This window comes from Haliea salexigens DSM 19537 (assembly GCF_000423125.1).
In the GTDB taxonomy this organism is placed as follows: domain Bacteria; phylum Pseudomonadota; class Gammaproteobacteria; order Pseudomonadales; family Halieaceae; genus Haliea; species Haliea salexigens.
This window is the reverse complement of sequence record NZ_AUHJ01000024.1, coordinates 16,955-35,948: the sequence shown is the minus strand read 5'-3', so window position 1 is coordinate 35,948 and position 18,994 is coordinate 16,955. Positions and strand designations below refer to the sequence as shown.

Sequence of the window (18,994 nt, the reverse complement as noted above, 5' to 3'; positions counted from 1 at the left end):
ATCTCCAGCCTGAGCCTTGCGATCTCCAGTTCTAATCGAGCTTTGTCCAGTGCCTGCCGTTCGGCTTCCGGGGTCTGTTGATCAGTGCTGGACATCGTATGTCCTTACGCTGTTCGACGACCACGGCGGGGGATTGAGCGGCGCGATCTTGACACGCTGGCTTGCCTCCTCCCAAGACACCCGCACGGTGACGGCGACAAGACCTTTGCAGCTCGACACGAGAATCGTAAAATCCGCGTGTTCGACCTCTTTGGCGAATATATCAACTGCTTCCGCAGCTTTGTTTACCAGTGAGGCTAGGCTCGGGTTGTCGGGGTTCTGCGTCAACTCCCACAACTCATCATCGATGAGCACGGGATTCAAAAACCCCAGTATCGGGAACCGACCATCGCCACTGACCGGGCGGACCAAACCGACCGTTTTACTGATATCGCTCATAGTAGTGCTCCTTTCGGATAGACACCGAGCAACATCGACCATCGGGTGAGTTACCCGATGGGTTGATTACAAATGCGGACAGGCCGCTACCTACATGCTAGTGAAAGTAGCCACGAGGTTGACTAAACATGGCAAGGGATGCCTGCAACGTCAATGGAAGCTTTCTTCTGCTGGGAGAGTTGGCAGTCGCGAATGACAGGAGTCGCCACTTCTGGGACTGTGAGTTGTGGGCGAACCTCGCGAGCGGACTCGACCCGAAGTGTGCGTTCGCTATTTTGCAGGAGCTGTAAAGCGAGCAGTAAGTTTTCAACTATTGCCGAATAACCCAGGTCGAGTGTAAATGGCATGTGCGTAGCTCTAGGTTATATCGGCATCCCGAGTAGTCTGCCATACTTTTTAGCCATCATTGCCAAGTGGAGGCACAAATGGCTGAGGGATTGATCCCAGCGTTAGCACAAGGACCGTTCTGGCTATTCGCCATCGTAATCGGAATTATCGTGTCGTTTGACGTGATAGGCGTGGAGTTCACGCGCGACTATCCACAAGAGGAACGCGAAGGACAACCGATACGGTGGACTCAACGAATGCGAAGCATGACCATGCTTCACGCACTGTTCCATTCCGGATCATTTCTGGCGTACATGTTGGTGATTTACGGACTACAGGCTCTGTTGTTTATTCCCTTCGACTGGTTTGACCTCCCAGAAGATTTAGTGGATGGGATTCTTGCGTTGGTCAGTTTTGTAGTAGTTGCGTTCATATGGTGGACGTATCGTAGCAAAATTAAGGAAGACCACTCAGATAAGACTGACGATTCATGCTCGGTTGAACGGCGCGACATGAGATTCTTCGTCGACCTCGTCAGAGCTGTATTCGGTGAACGAGCGCGAGGGGCAGCAGTCGCAGGTTCTGTTGCTGTGGATATGCTCGCAATAAGTGCTCTGCTTCGAACTGCACTGCTGCCAGGTCCGACAGGAGTAGTGCAGTCAAGCTGGACAGGTTTTTTGATTCTTGACTTAGTAATATTTGCCGCTCTGATTGCAATGGCGGTAAGTGTGTCAGTGTTTTTAGCGCAACAATTTGGCGCTTCCCTGCGAGAGATTTCTCCCAAGATCGCTGCTGTATTAAGAGTAGCAGAACCATTTGCTGTGTTCTTTATTATGGCTGGTCTAATTCGCACTACAGCCCAATACAACGGCTTCGTTATGCAGGTCGAATGGCCAGTCGATGCAAACTTGATTGACGCTATATTCGCGGGATTTGTTGTAGTTTCGCTTTTCTGGTCGAACAGTATCTCGTGGACGAAGTTGGTTGAAATAGCTTCGAGACGGAACGCTGATGATGTATCTCAAACGACTGTTGTTACCCGCGCGACGGTGATGTCCGATCTTAAGAAGCTAGAGCCTGCAGTGGGTGTGGCACTCTTGGTAGGCTTAGTAGTGTTCAGTGGTCTCTTAGTTGCCTATCTAACCCCAGGTGAAATTGGTCACAATCACCTAGTGGAGGGAACCGGATACATCGCTGCTCTTTGTTTGTTTGTCACGGGGGTTATTTTATACTGGCCTTCGGTCGTCTTGGATTCTTGGGAGACGAATACTAGCTCTAACTTTCGTAGCTTTCAGACCGCAACTCCCATGCATTTCTGGAATAGACTCGTAGGAGTTGCACTAGCCCTTTTGGCCCTAAACGCGTACAGCATTTTTCTCTTCGATCTAAACTTCCAAACAGAGGCGTCTCTTGTTTGGTCAGGGTATTTATTGCTGACATGGGCTCTGTTCGACGCGCGACGCTGGCGCTTCTGTATATCTGACCTAGGAGGCGAGGCCAGGAGGGCAAACGATGCAGATTATGCTGAGCTTCTTTCGGCGTTTGGGCTAGCATCGTCTGCTGTAGCGATCATCGCGCCGGTCCTCACGAGATCACTGAGCTAACGTCGCATCTTGACCGGAAGCTGAGGGGCTGCCTATAGATTTTCGCGACTCGGAACCGTCCGTGTTGGGGACTCTGCTGCCAATCAATGATGCTGGACGATGGGCTTTAATCCGTTTTAATAACATTAATACGGATTATTAAAGGGCCCCTACCATGCCGAAAGCAGGCCAGGCGCGCGTCCCGACCCCCGCAGAATGGCAACGGGTCTTCGAGGTCATCCAGGACCACCGCCATCCGGAAAAGAATACCGCGATCATGCAGATCAGCGCGAAACTCGGCTTACGTGCCCAAGAGATCGCCCTGCTCCAGATCAAAGAAGTTGCGCGCCTGAAAAAATCACCACCCGGGTTTACCCTGTACAAAGTTATGTCATTGCCCGCGGCCTACACCAAGGGCGCCAACGCCATGGGCCGATCGACTCCTCAGTACAACCGGCGAACCGTGAGCTTCTCCGTCGAGGCTTTCGACCAGGTTGTCGCGCAGATCGTCGATCTGGCTAACGCCGGCGTAGAAGTAGATCCAAAGCGATTTTATCCTGCGGTCAAGAAGCGGGCCGGGCAATCGCGGGATCTGCCGCTCGTGGACGAGGATCTGAGGGAGGCGCTGACGACCTACCTGGCTTTGAGGCTCGACAAGAATCCAGATGCCAAGCCCTCTGATCCCCTTTTCATCACACAGAAAGGTGTCCCCTACTCCCCGAATACCTTGCAGGAACACATAGCGCTAATCCTGAGGGGCTGGGCCGGCATCGAGAAAGCGAGCTCCCACAGCGGCCGACGTTCCGTGATCACGGACATTATCCATAAACAGAAAAAGTCGCTGAAGGTGGCTCAGAAGGTCGCTGGTCACAAATCAGCCAGCACAACAGTCATCTATGATGAGCCCCCGGAAGAAGCGATCAGTGATGCGTTGAAAAATCTTTCTTAACTGGCATCTTATAGCAGTCCTGACTCCAGGCTCTTGGACAGCTACTCACACCTCGAAGCATACTTCCACGCCGCGATGTTATTCCAGATCGGGATAACTGTCGCTTGACCATTATTGTGCCCCTGCTCAAATGTCAATCCGAAAGCCGCTCCTGGTCTGCTCTCTGTTTTTTTAGCCTAGTAGCCGTACTTGTCTTGGCGGTCACGGAAGGCCTTCTCACCGCCTTCCATTGTGGCCGTTATAACGGCGCAGATTTCCGGATTGTCGATGGCTCCGGCTTGAGCAATGATCCGGCTTCCTTCACCGCTTACATCAAGATAGCCGACAAGCTCTGACGATCCGTTTACGACGATATTGGCGTTGTGGCTTGCAAACACTATCTGCCGCTTTTGCTTAGCCCCGTGCAGGCTATGCGTCAGGTCGGAAATTATCTTGTTGTCGAGATCACCTTCCGGCTGGTCGACAATCAGCGGTCCGCCTTCCTGCTCAAGAAGCATGAACAGCAAGGCGGTAGCCCGCTGGCCCTCCGATGCCTTTTCGAAGGCAATTTCCCGATCTCCGTCACAATAGAACAGGTCGATTTCAGGAGTGGGAACCGCTGTGGCGATGGCCTCAACCCGCGATGAATCCATGCGTTCCTGGAAGGCCGTTTTAATCCGGTCGGTCGCACCCAACAATGTGAACAACGCCCCGCATTCGGGCTTTTCCTCTCCGCCCGCTGCACCAACGAGGTTCCAGTAAAGCAGGCTTTGACACTCGGTTCTCAGCTGATCGAGCCAGTCCCAAAGACCATTTTCCCGCAACGCCTCTTCCATCTGACGGACGCGCGTAGCTTCCTGCGAACCGGTTTTGCTGGCTAAATAATCGATCGCCTCGTTAATCTCGGCGGTATTGCCGAGGACATCAACATTGGCTTTGACCTTGCCTCCGGAAAGTTCCTCGATTTCCTGTGCCCACTCGCGGGTCCGGCTTGCTCTTTCCTCGATGCGAGCGCGCAGTGTTCCCAGTGCTTGCGAAAGCCCTTCCGAAGGGTCGCCATAGCCGCCGATGCGGGCTTGAAGCGCCCGAATTTCCTTGGATTTTTCTTCAAGGTCCTCGCGCAGCTTGATGATCTGGGTCGTGACCGTGCGGTGAGCGCCCATTTTATCAAGGACACCGTCACGCGCTGTGCGCGCAGTGCTCAGCTGCCTCTGCCAATCCGCTTCGGCCTCGGCCAGACCGGTGCGAAGGCCCACGATCTGCTTATGCAGGGCATCTATACCGTCATGAAACGCTCCATATAAGGAGGCATATTTTTCCTGGAAGCCCTTTACTTCATCACCGAGGTCCGTGGAGAGCTCTCGCGCCGCTGCAAGTTCTCGCTGTGTCGCGGAAAGGTCCGCCACGATCTGATCGGCATGATCAGAAGCCTGGGAACGCTTGGTCTCGAAATCGCTGACTTTTTCGAAATACGCGACCTTGGCCTGATCGTCCTCGGATTGCGTGGGGAGCGTTTTTTCAAGAGCTTGAATCCGTTGCTTCAACGAGTCCCTTGAAGTCACCAGAGCACGCAACTGTGCCTTATGCGCCCAGTGCTCCGTGAGGTGCTGAATTGCCGTGCGTGTACAGCTTTTGGCATCGTCTATTGCCGTAAGTAAGCGATCGTCTTCCTGCTTGTATTCCTGATTCACGAACTGCAGCAGGTCGGATAGCTGTGTGCGTCTGCCTGTCGATCTCCCCACTTCTGCCAGTTCGCTCTGGCTGTAGACGACACTTGGGAACAGATCGCGCAACTCTTTCACCGTTATGGTTTGCGCGGTCCCGTCCGGATAGGTGACAACGGGTTGATAAGCCGTGGCAGGACCACGGGCAACTTCAAAGATTGCCCCGTCCTGCTGCACCTGAATCTGCACAGTACCATTCTTGGTAACTAGTGAATCATTGACCAGACTGTGCATCCGGTCACGACCGGAATAGTGTTCTCGTGGCTGGTCATAGCTGCTGCGTCCCAGCCCGAAGGCCAGATATTCGAGCAGGCTGCTCTTGCCGCTTCCCCGTCCACCGATCACTGAATTCAGTTCGGGGCTCAGGTCCAGTGCCGGTTGCTGCAAGATGTTCGATCCGTTCACGGCAATGCGGGAGACAGTCAGAGAGGGAATCTCGGGAGCAGTGATCCGGATGCGCGATGGGTGACCGAGGAAGGCCTGTCTGACGGCCTCAGCCGTCGGCGAGGCCAGCTTGATCCAAGTTTCATTAGTCCCGAGATTTCTAAAATCGGAGGACCGTGAATCAGACGTTGGAAGCGGATAGATAAATCTCGTCGACCAGGCGGGGTCGTTTCCTGACAATCTCCTCAGATACCGATTACTCAACGTCTCGATTGTCTGACCGTTATCAAGATACCCTCCTATATACGGCATCCTGAGGAAATCGGCATGACAGCCGTCAGTCAACACGGTGTGCTGTCCGCCTTGGGAGACATTCGGTAAGACGATAAATCGACCCCGCAAGCCAGGGGTGGTATTCAGTTCTTTAGCAATGTCGGCATAGTTGTGGGTCAGCTGGACGACGGCCGGGGCTCTAGCGGCTTGCTCATTCAGGGCGGGGCGCGCAATTCCAAGCCGTCCTTGCGCCTCGTGACGCCACTCTTCCGGCAGGTCGGCATCGAACAGGATCAAACACTGCACACCAGAACGCGCCGTAAGTTCCATACCAGGGAACAGCCAGAGATCAAAATCAGGATCGACTTGCCGCTTATCGGCTATGGCCTGCTGGACGTGGGGCACCATGACCATTTCATGGTGGTCAGTTAGCGCAACGGCCCCCAGCCCTCTGTCGATACAGGCTTGCACAAAAGTTTCTGCCCATTCACGTCGTGCCGCGTCAACGTCATCTTGCGTTGCTGGCGTGCAGGTGCCCGGTAGCGCATCGCCCAGTCCCACGGGGCGAGGCCCCGACCAGTTCGGGTCTCGCGGCGTGTGGACCTGGAAGTCACATTTTCTCCAGTAGGCAAAACTCACTTCTATTCAACCCTCACCTGGCTATTCGTTAGTAGTTGGTAGTAAATTCACCAAGCATCGTTAAGAATCGTGACCGCGTCTGTCAAGGATATTCAGGGACTGCCTGCCCCTGCGGGCGGCACACCCTCATCTGCCCTGGCGTACAGATTTAGTTGACAACACAATCGGTTATACGCAATAAACTAAGAACAGAACAGCGCTATACACTAACCATAATACAGCTTGAATAACTAGAGATGGAACATCATAATAAACTAGATATAATTCGACACGAAAAACTAGCTATTGTACATTAAAGCTATGAGGAGGGCCTCTCATGGCAACACCATCTGAAAAACTCGCACAGTCCCTGCAGGTCTTAAAAGAACTTCAAGATCAGGGGGTTACGGCGATACGGTCGCGTGATTTGAGCCGCACGCACCGTGAGAGGCTGGTTCAAAACGGCTTTTTACAGGAAGTCATTAAGGGCTGGTATATCCCTGCCCGCCCTGGAGAACAGACGGGCGATACCACCTCCTGGTACGCCTCATTCTGGGCGTTTTGCGCATCCTATCTGGATACCCGCTTTGGCAAGGACTGGTGCTTGTCATCGGAGCAGTCTCTCGCTCTGCAGGCGGGGAATATGACGGTGCCAAAGCAGCTGCTTGTGCGGACCAAAAAGGACACCAACAACCTCACAGCCCTGCCGCACGGGACCTCACTTCTTGATATACGGGCCGAACTACCCTCCCCGACCGATACACTCACGCAGGACGGCTTGCGGCTTTACACCCTTCCGGCGGCACTGATCGCATGTGCCCCTGGGGCGTTCACCCAGAACCCAACGGATATCCGCGCGGCTTTATCGATGGTCGCCGACGGGTCCGACCTGCTGGAGCGTCTATTGGAGGGGGGACATTCAACCATCGCCGGAAGACTGGCCGGAGCCTTTCGCAATATCGGACGCGGCGATATCGCCGATAACATCATCGGCACGATGAAGGCCGCCGGATATGACGTGCGAGAGAATGACCCGTTTGATACTCCAAGCCCTGTTACATTCAGCAAGCGGGAAAGATCGCCTTATGTAAGCCGCATCCAGCTTCTCTGGCAAAGGATGCGCGAAGATATTATCGAAGAGATGCCAAAGGCCCCTGGCCTTCCCAAAGACAAGGCGGCTTATCTCAAACAAATCGATGATCTCTATACATCAGACGCTTATCACTCCCTCTCTATAGAAGGCTACCGCGTTAACACAGACCTGATCGAGCGGGTCAGAACCGGCGACTGGAACCCGGACAATGACGATGGCGACCGCGATCACCGCAACGCACTCGCTGCGCGGGGTTACTGGCAGGCTTTTCAGGCTGTAAAAGCGAGCATCGAAGAGATAGTGAATGGCGAAAATGCCGGTGCGATGATCCGAAGGGACCACGCGAACTGGTACCGCGAACTCTTCGCGCCCAGTGTAACTGCCGGTATCTTAAGACCCGCCGATCTTGCCGGATACAGAAACGGCCCCGTTTATATCCGGCAGTCCATGCACGTACCCCCTAATGTAGAGGCTGTACGCGATCTCATGCCCGCATTCTTCGACCTGCTGGAGCAAGAAGAAGAGCCAGGCGTGCGCGTCGTACTGGGACATTTCATATTTGTTTATATCCATCCGTACATGGACGGCAATGGCCGGATCGGCAGGTTTCTTATGAACAGCATGATGGCCGCTGCCGGATATCCGTGGACCATCATTCCGCTTGATACAAGGAATGACTATATGAGTGCGCTGGAGTCCGCGAGCACCGATCAGGACATAAAGCCGTTTACCCGCTTTGTAGCAAGCCTCATCGAAACAGACTGCTCTTGAGAAAGAGTACAAAACGCTTTATTGAAGAACAGAACACAATAGGACAAGACGTAAATGCCGATTCTGAACTGGCTTGATAGAGAAAAAGATGCAATAGCGGCAGAAGATGTGCCCTACAGGTTGCTGGAGGCGGACCCCAAGCTGTCCCGTGGCGATGCTGATACTGAGAACATGCTGATCCAGGGTGATAACCTTGAAGCTCTTAAAGCCCTGCTTCCATACTACGCAGGGAAAGTGAAATGTATTTACATCGATCCGCCCTACAACACGAAATCAGCCTTTGAGCATTACGACGATAATCTAGAGCATACGAAATGGCTCTCGATGATTTATCCGCGTCTTGAGTTACTCCGAGATTTGCTAGCAGAAGACGGCAGTATCTGGGTGTCCATCGATGATAACGAAGGACATTATCTTAAGGTCATGATGGATGAAATATTCGGACGCAAAAATTTTACGACGACCTTCATTTGGCAAAAAGTAGATAGCCCAAACGATAACAAAGTACCTATTACACCGGATCACGAATTTGTTTTGTGTTACGAGAAGCAGAGTGATAACGCTGGATTTAAGAAGAAAGAAGATAGCGGATTGCTAGGTGCATACTCACAAAGAGATGATGAGGATAGGCTCTATAGGGACCGCCTTCTTAAAAAGAACGGAAAAGCCAGCCTAAGAATTGACCGCCCGTCTATGTACTATGAGCTGACCGCTCCAGATGGAACAGCTGTTTTCCCAATTCATGACGACGGCAGAGAGGCTCGTTGGTCGCACTCTAAAGAGGGTGTGAAGAAAGCAGATACCGAAGGCCGGCTCATCTGGAAAATTCGGAAAAAAAATGATGAGGACGTCTGGATTCCCTATATTCGAGAGTTCGCACCAGAAAAACCGAAAAGGCCGCATCCGACGATTCTGCTAGATGTAAAGACCTCACGGCAAGCAAAGGCGCACCAAAGAGAGCTGCTTCCAAACCAGCCCGTTTTTGACACGGTGAAGCCAGAGCAGCTGCTCCAGAGAATTTTAGACATATCAAGCGAAGATGGGGATTTGGTTTTGGATTCGTTCCTCGGTTCTGGAACAACAGCCGCCGTCGCACACAAAATGAACCGACGATATATCGGAATAGAAATGGGAGACCATGCCACTACACACTGTCAGCCTCGCCTAACGAAAGTGATCGACGCCGAACAAGGAGGTATATCTGAAAGCGTTGGTTGGGAGGGTGGCGGTGGTTTTAAATTCTACCGGTTGGGCCAAGCAATCTTCGATAGCGAAGGACATATCAATGAGAATGTGAAATTCAAGTATTTGGCGGCTCACATTTGGTTCTACGAGACGAAGACATCTATGATAAAGAAGGGCAGTTCTCCATTCCTCGGCGTTCACCATGGCACCGCCTATTACCTTCTCTATAACGGGGTACTGGGAGACAAGCGACCTCAAGGTGGCAACGTGCTGACAAGCAAGGTGCTGGCAGACTTAGAACCGCATGACGGCCCGATGGTTATCTATGGGGAGAGCACCCTGCTCGGCCCCGCCAGACTTGCCAATGAAAACATTACGTTCAAACAAACTCCTTACGACGTGAAAGCAAGGTAGAAAAACCTCATGGCGCAAATCAAACTAAAAAACTACCAAGAAAAGACGCTTGAAGTGTTGGGGCTCTACCTCGAACAAGCACGTTTTAATGATGCCAAAGCTGCCTACGAGATCGTACTGCGCGATCACCTAGATATGGACAAGTTCAGACCGTATCAGAACCTGCCGGTCGCTGGGGTCGAGAACGTTCCCTATATTTGCCTCCGGCTGCCGACCGGAGGGGGTAAGACACTCTTGTCGGCCCATACAATCAGGCTGGCCGCCGAGAGCTATATTGAGAATGACTACCCCGTTGCTTTGTGGTTCGTTCCATCAGACGCGATCAAAACGCAAACCCTTGAGACCCTCAAAAATCCGTCAAATGCCAACCGGAAAGCACTCGATGATGCCTTCAATGGACGCTTTGCGGTCTATGATATCAACGACTATGAACAGATTAGGCCGCAGGACATCAAGGATCGTGCCTGTATCATTGTTTCCACGTTCCAGTCCTTCCGCGTCGAAGATACGGATATCCGTAAGGTCTATGCGCACAACGAAAATTTGGAGCCACACTTCACCAAGATACCCAAGGATATAGCAGGACTTGAAACCTTCAAGAATGGAGAGCATGAAGGCCAGGTCAAGTTCTCTCTGGCCAATCTGCTCAACTACTGGCAGCCGCTCGTCATAGTCGATGAGGCACACAATGCCAAGTCCCCCCTAAGCATGGATGTACTGCAGCGGATCAATCCGTCCTGCATTATCGAGTACACGGCAACGCCAGCCGAAAACAGTAACGTGATCTATTCCGTCTCGGCGGCAGAGCTCAAGGCAGAGCAAATGATCAAGCTGCCGATTATGCTCGCTGAACACAAGACGTGGCAGCAGGCCGTCACCGAAAGCGTTCTTGAGCGTGAGAATCTAGAGAAGATCGCCAAGAAGGATAAAGACTATATCCGCCCTATCGTATTGTTCCAGGCGGAGAGCAAGAGCAATGATGTAACCGTTGAAGTCCTTCTCGACGAACTCACGGAGAACAACAATATCGAGCGAAGAAAAATCGCGATTGCAACTGGCGACCAGAAGGAACTCGATAGCATCAATATTTTCGACCCCTCCTGCCCGATTGAGTATGTCATTACCGTCCAGGCACTCAAGGAAGGATGGGATTGCCCCTTCGCCTATATTCTCTGTTCGGTTGCCAACACCCGCTCACCAACAGCAATCGAGCAGCTATTAGGGCGTGTACTTCGTATGCCATATGCAAAGGAGAGGACACAGGAGGCGCTGAACCGTGCCTACGCGCATGTTTCCTCCAAGACATGGGTTAACGCCCAGAACAAGCTCTATGAGCGCCTTATCAGCATGGGGTTTGAAGAGGAGGAAGCCAAGGAGTTCACCTATCAAATCCCCATGAGCGGAATGCACACGGTTTCGCCGACCAAATCATTTTCTGTCACCCTGAGTGAGGCCCCCGACCTGACAGGGCTCGATCTCGCCGAACATGCCTCTGTTGAGATTGAAGAACAGGAATGCGGAGAGGTCGTGCTAACCGTCACGGGCCAGGTGACGGATGAAGTCGTCAACAAGATTACCAAGACCGTTAAGAAAAAGTCTGACAAGGAGCAGTTTCTAACGGCAGCCCACATCCAGCAAAAGCAGCAGGAGGCTGCGCTAACACCGGCACAGAAGGGTCTGGATTTTGTACTTCCGCAACTCGCCCTGCGCTTTGATGATGGGCTTGAACTTGCAGAGCCGGAAACCTGCCTTTATGCGCATGGCTGGGACCTTCTGTCCTACCCTGCCGAACTGACACCGGCAGAATTTTCAGTAGAAGATGGTGCCAAACATTACATGGCAGACATCCAGGGCAAGAAGGTCGTGATTGCCATTGCCGACAGCAAGCAGCAACTCTCGCTGGAAGGTATCCAGACCTCATGGACCGAACTCGAACTTTCCCGCTGGCTGGATAAACGAGTTAAGCAGGGCGACGTGAAACAGACGGATATGCTGGAGTTCCTGCGCCGTCTGATTGCCTATCTTCTGGCCCGCAGTGATCTGGACATGGCGAAACTGGTGCAGGGCAAGTTTCTGCTTGAGAAAGTTATCAAGGAAAAGATTGGCCAGTACAGGAAACAGGCGACAAGGGCCGGTTTTCAGGAATGCCTGTTCTCCACGGAAAATGCAATTGCCGAGACCGACATCGCACAATATTGCTTCAAGTTCGATCCGGCCCAGTATCCGGCAGGACGCCTCTACGAAGGCAAATACAAATACAACAAGCACTACTATCCCCGTGTTGCCTATATGAATACGGAAGAGTCCAACTTCGCATTCGCACTCGACAAGAACCCGCTGGTTGAATTCTGGGTCCGGAACCTCGAACGTAATCCGGTCCATGCGTTCTGGCTTCCGACATCGTCGGACAAGTTCTACCCCGACTTCATCGCCAAACTGACTGACGGGCGGCTACTCGTTGCCGAGTACAAGGGCGAGCATCTCATGTCGACCGACGACACAAAGGAAAAGGCCAATATTGGGCAGCTTTGGGCGGAAAAATCCGCCAACATCTTTCTGCTTTCCTCTTTGGGTAAAGACGGTGACTTCTTCGACCAGATCAACAATGCGATAAGCTAGTTTCACGCTGGTCAGGCGAAAAATACGCCGGGGCAAGGCAGGCCGGAAGGAGAGTTGGCGATGCTCGCGCTTTCCGCGGCGTCGCTTTACACGCAAAGTCTTACGTCCAAGCGTTATAGCGTCAGGTAGTACCCCCAGCGATCCCGGATCTCTCGCTCCGAGGGTCGTTCTATCGTTAGGAATTCCGGCAATCGCCCATCTGTGTAGACGTAGAGACAACCCCAGTCGTATTCCTCCAGCTTCGAGTCTTCCCGGATCCCTGTCGCCGGACAGGCACACTTCTCGTAACTCGAGGTCTTTTGGATCAACGCATCGCCCTCCGAGGGTGCTATGCCTTAGCTGAGGCCCTGGCTGGTTTTCCCCGACTATCTTTGCGTGTCTCCCGACAACCATCCTTATAGCTTGAACAGCCCCAGAAGAATCCGTGCTTGCCCTTGATCCGGCGGAGCTGCCCAGCGCAGCCATCACCGGTACAGGGGTAGCTTGTTGGTTTTGCTTTACCCTTGCTTGATGCACGCGGCTTACGGCCATGTTTTGTCTTCGGTGTTGGTTTAGTAGAGCGTTTCAGAGCCGCGGGGATGGACAGGCCACCGGCACCCTCTTCCAACAGATGCTCCACATGGCCCTGGATGCTGGACATAAAATGGTCAAGCGTCTCATCGCCCTCGACGATCTGGCTCAGGTTGAGTTCCCAGAGAGCTGTCATATCCGGCAGGGTCACAAACTCCGGCAGCGCATCGATCAGGGCTTTGCCGAGATCGGTGGATGTCACGGTCTTGCGGTGCTTCTCGAGGTAATCACGCTTGAACAGCGTATCCAGGATGGTCGCCTGGGTAGCCGGTGTGCCGAGGCCATCGGTGTCTTTCAGCACCTTGCGGATCAGGGGGTCTTCCACGAACCGCGCTACGCCGGTCATCGCATCGAGCAACGAGGCCTCGGTAAAGGGTTTCGGTGGCGTGGTGGTCTTTTCTTGCACGGCTGCATCCAGCACTGCTACAGCATCGCCGGCGGTGAGGGTTGGCAGTGGGGGCCCGCTCTGTTCCTTTAGGTCATGGTTTTTCGAGTCAGGCTTTGGCGGAACCACGTGACGCCAGGCGTACCAGCCGGCGGTGGTTTCCAACTCTTGCTTGGCCCGGAGCAGCTCATTGCCAGCTGGGGTAGCAACCACGATGTCCAAGCGGGTTTTCTCCAGCTCTCTCGGTGTCAGGAACTGCAGCAGGTAGCGGTGAGCCACCAGGCTGTAGATGAATTGTTCATCACTGGACAGGCTGGCGGCAGACTGGCTTTTGGTGGTGGGGATGATCGCGTGGTGCGCCGTGACCTTCTTATCATTCCAGCACGGCCCATAGCGAGTCAGGTCCACTGCATCCGTCAGGGGCGCCAGGTAATGGTCGCGCCCCAACGACTGGCCGATGGCTTCGCGTACCTCACTGGCCTGCCCGTGGTGCTCTTGGGGCAGGTAGGCGCAATCAGAACGTGGGTAGGTCAGCAGCTTGTGTTTCTCATACAGGGCTTGCGCTACATCGAGGGTGCGGCGGGGCGTCAGGCCACGCAGCTTCGCTGCGGCTTTTTGCAGTTCCGGCAACGAGAAGGGTAACGGTGCATTGACCTTGGCGGGCCTGCATTCGAAGACCGACACTTCGCCAGGCTGACCACTGATTGCCTTCGCCACCGCTTCCGCGAAAGCCTTGTCGATCACCCTGCCCTCAGGATCCAGACAGGCCTCAGCCCGCTCGCCCGGTACCCATTGCGCGGTGAAATCACAGCCCTTGGCGCTGACCGTGGCCTGTACGGTAAAGAAGGGATGCGCCTCAAAGTTGGCGATCTCCCGATCACGGCGCACTACCAGGCCCAACACCGGGGTTTGCACCCGGCCGACGCTCAGCACACCGGAAAGACCGGCCTGCCGCCCCGCCAAGGTATAGAGCCGGGTCAAGTTCAGGCCATAGAGCCAGTCGGCGCGGGTGCGTCCAATAGCCGCATCGCGCAGTCCCCGGTAATCCTGATTGTCATGGAGGTTCCTGAGGGCGCGACGTACTGCGGGTGGATTGAGATCACTGATCAGTGCTCGCTGTACTGGCGTTTTGCCGATGCCGATGTGCTGTAGCACAGCATCGACCAGCCACTGCCCTTCCCGGTCAGGATCACCCGCATGCACAATCACTGTTGCCTGCTTGGCGTACCGCTTGATGGTGTTGTAGAGTTCGCGGGCTTTAGGGGCAAGCTTCAGGCGCCATTGATCAGGCACGATGGGCAGGTGTTCCAGCGCCCACTTCTCGTAAGCGGGGTTATAGTCCTCCGGCATGCACTGGCTCAGCAAGTGGCCGGCACACCAGACCACGACGTTGCCGTCACCGGAGACAATGTGTGTCTTGTGACGCTGCTGGGGGCCCGGCAGCACCGCCGCAATCGCGTGGCCCAGGGAGGGCTTTTCTGCGACGAAGACTCTCATCGCGGTTGATGCTTCCTGTCGTCAGGCAATCGGCGATCGTCTGTATTGGGGTATTCCACACGAATCGTTTGCGGGCTGTTCACACGCATCCTGACATCACCGTGTTCGAGGGCCTCGATCACGATTATCGTATCCTCGCCAATGCACAGAGCCTCGCCCGGCTTGCGTCTCAGTGTCAGCATCCCTGCCACTCCTGTCATCCGTAGCGTGACACCACTTCTAGGGCGTCACTGTTCCCTGAAGCTGCCAGTTGCCAGTGGAACTCTTCCAGTGCACTGATCACGGCATCCGGGTCAACCGCCTCACCGAGCAGACTCTGTACTTCGCTGCGTGAAATCTCCCGGGTGAAGGCCAGCAGTGCCGCGACCTGCTGCGGCTCCAGTTCAAGCATGAGTGTTGTACGCTGCATAGACCAGCCTCCTGGCTACATTTGATGTCACAAACCGCGCTGTTTGCCATGGCGCGCGGTCCGCTGGAAACGTCATTTCCGACAGGACTATTTTGCGGGATTGAAATCTCGGGGCACACCCTAAAACCGTCGCCCTGCCCTGCGCGTGTCGTGCTATGCTTGAAAAGACGACACACCGGCACGGAGGGCGGTGAGATGACGGTAAAAGACTTATTCTGCGGACTCGCGCGCGCTGGCGGCAAAGCGCTGAATGGTATTGGTGCGGCGGCAACTGAAGTGCTGCGGCATGTTGATATCCCCGATACTGAAGATGACCACCGCACGGGCCCAGTTCAAAAAGAGTATTTGGACTCACCTCATGGTGATGGTCGCAATGGTCTAAGGGTTTTCTCCAAGCCCCACGATACTCACGACGTGCACAGCTAATCATCAAGCTTTTCCTTTTGTTGCGGCCTTGGTGGCTACCTGTCCAACCGCTTGACCGCCGGCAGATCCAATTGCCCCAGATTTCTGGCTATGTCCTTCCAATAAGCCGGATGCTCCAGCGTGGTACCCCACCCAACCCACTGCTGTGAGGTAGAGGATGGGGAACACGACGTACAAGAACCTGGATATATAGAGCAGGATCAGTGACTGCGTGGCGCTGGTGCCTGAGGCAAAGACACTCAGACCACCGGCGCTGGTGAGCAGGTGCACTAGGTTATTGTCGGTCCAGAAGGCCACGGCCCAGATGAAGGTCAGAAAGTGAAAGCCGAAGTAGATTATGCTCAGCGTGATCAGGCTGCGCAGCGAGTAGCGCCCAAAGATCAGCAGAAAGGGCAGCGCAATCACCATCATCATCAGGGCCAGGGGCTGAAACAGGCTGATGCCATTGCGCATAGCGTAGCCTTCACCAATGGCGGCCGGGGCTTTCAGGGCAGAGCCGATAAAGGCCATGCCTGCCACGCCCACATCCCGGGCGGCTTCCCCCATGATCAGGTAGGCACCGTGGTTGAGCATGGTGCCGGCTGTTTGTAGCAGAACACTGTCGCTATTGCGCCAGTCGGCAAAGCGGCCCTGGCGCACCTGCTTGGCCCCATCCCCATAAGTCACCGCCAGTGGCATGTCGGAGCTGACCGCATCCGTGGTGCGTTTAACCGACAGGTATTTGCGCAAAAACACGTCCTCTCGCTCGCTGGTGTTCAGCGACACGGTCGAGGTGCGCTCCACCAGGTTATCGGCGCTGTAGATCATCTCGTCCCGCAGGTCGGCCGGCAGGTAGTCGAGCACCCGGCGGCGCAGGCCCAGAGTACTGTTAGCCCACCAATCACTGCAGGCCGGGAAGCCCCCGGCGCTGGCGTATTGCTCAAAGCCCGCGTCCCGGGCTGGATCAAAACTCCACTGGGGATTGGGCACAGCGCTGTGATAGCGGTCATAGAGGCCCGAACCCTGCAGGTAGGCCGAGCCCAGCCAGGTCACTTCGGCTTTTTCCTCCGCGGTCATACTGCCCATACCGGTCCGGCTCAGGCGGGCAAGCGACGGCTGCCAGCAATCGCGCTTGAACTGCTCCAGCTCCCGGTTCAGGTCGGGATCTTCGAGATTGGCTTCGGCCAGCCGGTAATCGATGGTCGCGACATCGTAACTGCAGGGGATCGCGGCCACAGAAGCCGCAGTGACGGCTTTACTCAGCCAGTGCATCATCGCCCACCACAGGGGGATGGAGCCGGTCTGGTCGCCCATTGCCGCCAGTGTGGTGTCGTAAGTGGTTCCGGTGTTGGTGCCGGGAATGATCTCAGCCGCCTCGGTACAGCGCAGGGCCGGCTTGTTGTATTCCATGTCCGCCAGGCGCACCTCCAGCAGGGGGATGCCCGCAAAGATCAGCACACCCAGCATCGCTATGAAGTCGGCCTCGATTTTTTTGAGGGACTGGATGGCGGCACTGCCCTCGTCATCACCGCCCTTGTGGCTGTCCAGACAGTTGCCGAGCACCATGACAATGATCGGGATGAACACAATGCCGGTATCCACCAGCACCGCCCAGATGCCCTCGTAGAGAATCCAGCTGAACAGCGTGGTTACGAACTCGAAGTAACTGGCAACACCCATTGTGTGGTTTCCCCTCCCCTGCCCGCTATCCAAAGCCGCGGCTGATGATGATCAGGACTTCCACCACTAACAGGCCACCAATGAGGACCGGGCGCATCGCCGTCCACTGCGGACGCTGATCCGCCGTGACCCCGAGGGCGCGCGCCAACGCGCCCTGCCACCCATACCAGGCGGCGATCCACAGCATGATGCGCAATAGCTGCAACCACTCGCGCCAGGGAGTGAGTGCCGTATGGATATCACCGACCTGTTCGCCGGGTACCCGGGGATCCATGCCGGACCACCAGAGCAAGAGTGTGACGACGAACAAGGCCAGGGTCAGGACCAGTAACCAGCGCAGCGTGCCTGTCAGCCAACGCAGGCTCATTCTTGTACTGCACCGTCCCGGAAGCCGGATTGCGGGACCGGCTCCACCTGCATCACCTGACTGCGCAGTTGCTGCCGCGATAGCAGCGCCGCCGGCATGCTGGTGGCCACCCGCTGACGCACATCCATCTCGTAGAGCAGGTTATCGACCTCCTGCTCGAGCTCTGCGACTTCCAGGGCGATGGCTTCACGGCCCACTGCCACGTTGGCAACATTGGGTTCGTCCATGCCGGCCAGCAATGCCCGGCGGGCCATGAGCGCGCGCTCCATGGTGCGCGCCAGGGCCATCTCCCCGGCCAGGCGATCAATCAACTGGGGTTGCAGGTTCTCGTCCTCCTCCCGCAGGGCTTCGATCACAGGTCGGGTCAGCTGCATGCTCATGCCGCCGGAGACCTCGGCCAGCTCATCAGCGCTCGGCGGCGTGAGACTGGAAACCAGCAGGCCCAGCTCGAAGGCGATGTGTTCCGCCAGCCAGGCCACCGAGTGGTTAAGGCCCATACCCGCCTGCACTTCGATCTTGCTACAACCGGCACAGGTGCGGATGGCCTTATCGCCCAGCACCTGCACTGTCCAGTCGGCAAAGGCCTGGGGCGAGGCCCACTCCTCACAGATGGGGGCACCGTCACAGGTGCTCACCGTGCTGGTCGTGTCGTTGGGGACGCGATTGAGGAGTAGGTTATAGCCAGCCTTGGCGGCATCCTCGGTGGGCTCAATGGGGGGCTGATTCTGGCCCCCACGACGCGCACCGGCGACCCAGACCACGCCGGCATCCACCCCGTCGGTATCGGCCCGGGCCTTGGTGTCGAGGATCTCCCCGCCGTTATTGGACTGGGTGCCCCACCAACCGCCTTTGGCGACACTCTCCCAGCGGTCATTGCCGATAGCCTCATCCATGACCCCGACCAGTTCCTCGCAAGAGGTCTTGGCGATATGAAACTCCTCAGAGGCCTGCAGCACGCCGTTTTGCAGCAGGTCGTAGAGCGCGGGATTGACCCGCTGGATCACCAGTGCGGGCAGACTCGCCACTGCCGCGGTCGCGGACTGAATGACATTGCCCATCAGATCCTGAAAGCTTCCCTGGATGCCTTCAAGCTGTTCACTCACCGACACGTTCATGTCGAAGTTGCCGCAGATGAGGTCGGTGTTCCAGGCGACATCACCGCCGAGGCGCAGGGTCTCGACACGGTTGCTGGGCGGCCGGGAGATTGGCTCGCCGCCACCGATGCCGTAGTAGAGGGTGTCATCGCGGGCGGCGGCCTGCAGGCTGAGCAGGACCAGCAGCAATCCCAGCATCCTGTGTTGTTGGCGGTAGAACATCGCGGTCT

Annotated in this window: 14 protein-coding genes; 6 read left to right on the top strand and 8 right to left on the bottom strand. The window is 55.5% G+C overall.

The genetic code is table 11. The features are described 5' to 3' along the window. Positions 1-81 precede the first annotated feature (81 nt). The gene (locus tag G533_RS0117565; RefSeq protein WP_027951072.1) at positions 82-438 is read right to left on the bottom strand and encodes a hypothetical protein; all 357 of its coding nucleotides are present in this window, start codon (positions 436-438) and stop codon (positions 82-84) included. A gap of 425 nt (positions 439-863) precedes the next feature. Here G533_RS0117565 and G533_RS0117555 point away from each other — a divergent pair, with 425 nt between their 5' ends. Both G533_RS0117555 and G533_RS0117550 read left to right on the top strand, forming a co-directional pair. Continuing rightward, positions 864-2,369, top strand: coding sequence for a hypothetical protein (locus G533_RS0117555; RefSeq protein WP_027951071.1), 1,506 nt, complete (start codon positions 864-866; stop codon positions 2,367-2,369). A 154-nt stretch (positions 2,370-2,523) separates the two neighbouring features. Continuing rightward, positions 2,524-3,297, top strand: a complete 774-nt coding sequence (locus G533_RS0117550; protein WP_027951070.1) for a tyrosine-type recombinase/integrase — start codon at positions 2,524-2,526, stop codon at positions 3,295-3,297. A 176-nt stretch (positions 3,298-3,473) separates the two neighbouring features. Here G533_RS0117550 and G533_RS0117545 read toward each other — a convergent pair whose 3' ends face one another. Continuing rightward, positions 3,474-6,296, bottom strand: coding sequence for a TrlF family AAA-like ATPase (locus G533_RS0117545; RefSeq protein ID WP_338035412.1), 2,823 nt, complete (start codon positions 6,294-6,296; stop codon positions 3,474-3,476). 316 nt (positions 6,297-6,612) lie between these two features. Here G533_RS0117545 and G533_RS0117540 point away from each other — a divergent pair, with 316 nt between their 5' ends. The 3 genes from G533_RS0117540 to G533_RS0117530 are packed head-to-tail and all read left to right on the top strand — an operon-like array spanning position 6,613 to position 12,357. Beyond that, positions 6,613-8,139, top strand: a complete 1,527-nt coding sequence (locus G533_RS0117540; protein WP_027951068.1) for a Fic family protein — start codon at positions 6,613-6,615, stop codon at positions 8,137-8,139. Positions 8,140-8,193: 54 nt separating this feature from the next. Beyond that, the gene (locus tag G533_RS0117535; protein ID WP_027951067.1) at positions 8,194-9,738 is read left to right on the top strand and encodes a site-specific DNA-methyltransferase; all 1,545 of its coding nucleotides are present in this window, start codon (positions 8,194-8,196) and stop codon (positions 9,736-9,738) included. 9 nt (positions 9,739-9,747) lie between these two features. Further along, positions 9,748-12,357, top strand: coding sequence for a DEAD/DEAH box helicase (locus G533_RS0117530; RefSeq protein ID WP_051230615.1), 2,610 nt, complete (start codon positions 9,748-9,750; stop codon positions 12,355-12,357). A gap of 328 nt (positions 12,358-12,685) precedes the next feature. On the opposite strand, the gene G533_RS22710 is transcribed toward G533_RS0117530, so the two are convergent. Genes G533_RS22710 through G533_RS0117515 form a run of 3 tightly spaced genes read right to left on the bottom strand, consistent with a single transcriptional unit; the run spans position 12,686 to position 15,218 of the window. After that, positions 12,686-14,809, bottom strand: coding sequence for a DNA topoisomerase III (locus tag G533_RS22710; RefSeq protein ID WP_051230613.1), 2,124 nt, complete (start codon positions 14,807-14,809; stop codon positions 12,686-12,688). Further along, on the bottom strand, positions 14,806-14,991 hold the full coding sequence (locus G533_RS22705) for a carbon storage regulator (protein WP_035528863.1): 186 nt from the start codon (positions 14,989-14,991) through the stop codon (positions 14,806-14,808). Before G533_RS22705 ends, G533_RS22710 begins: the two co-directional genes overlap by 4 nt. A 14-nt stretch (positions 14,992-15,005) precedes the next feature. After that, positions 15,006-15,218: a hypothetical protein gene (locus G533_RS0117515; RefSeq protein ID WP_027951065.1), complete on the bottom strand. Its 213-nt coding sequence runs from the start codon at positions 15,216-15,218 to the stop codon at positions 15,006-15,008. A 24-nt stretch (positions 15,219-15,242) separates the two neighbouring features. Between G533_RS0117515 and G533_RS24585 the strand changes: the two genes are divergently transcribed. After that, a complete protein-coding gene (locus tag G533_RS24585; RefSeq protein WP_144079939.1) occupies positions 15,243-15,644 on the top strand; it encodes a hypothetical protein in 402 nt (133 codons plus the stop codon). 3 nt (positions 15,645-15,647) lie between these two features. On the opposite strand, the gene G533_RS22700 is transcribed toward G533_RS24585, so the two are convergent. From G533_RS22700 to G533_RS22690, 3 genes are read right to left on the bottom strand one after another with little or no spacing between them, the layout of a single operon-like run. Next, positions 15,648-17,303 (bottom strand): conjugal transfer protein TraG N-terminal domain-containing protein, encoded by a 1,656-nt coding sequence (locus G533_RS22700; protein WP_027951064.1) that lies wholly within the window; start codon positions 17,301-17,303, stop codon positions 15,648-15,650. Between the two features lie 25 nt (positions 17,304-17,328). Continuing rightward, positions 17,329-17,670 carry a hypothetical protein gene (locus G533_RS0117500; protein ID WP_027951063.1) on the bottom strand — a complete coding sequence of 114 codons (342 nt, stop codon included), beginning with the start codon at positions 17,668-17,670 and terminating at the stop codon, positions 17,329-17,331. After that, positions 17,667-18,986, bottom strand: a complete 1,320-nt coding sequence (locus tag G533_RS22690) for an integrating conjugative element protein (protein ID WP_051230612.1) — start codon at positions 18,984-18,986, stop codon at positions 17,667-17,669. The genes G533_RS0117500 and G533_RS22690 overlap by 4 nt, the downstream gene beginning before the upstream one ends. Positions 18,987-18,994: the final 8 nt, after the last annotated feature.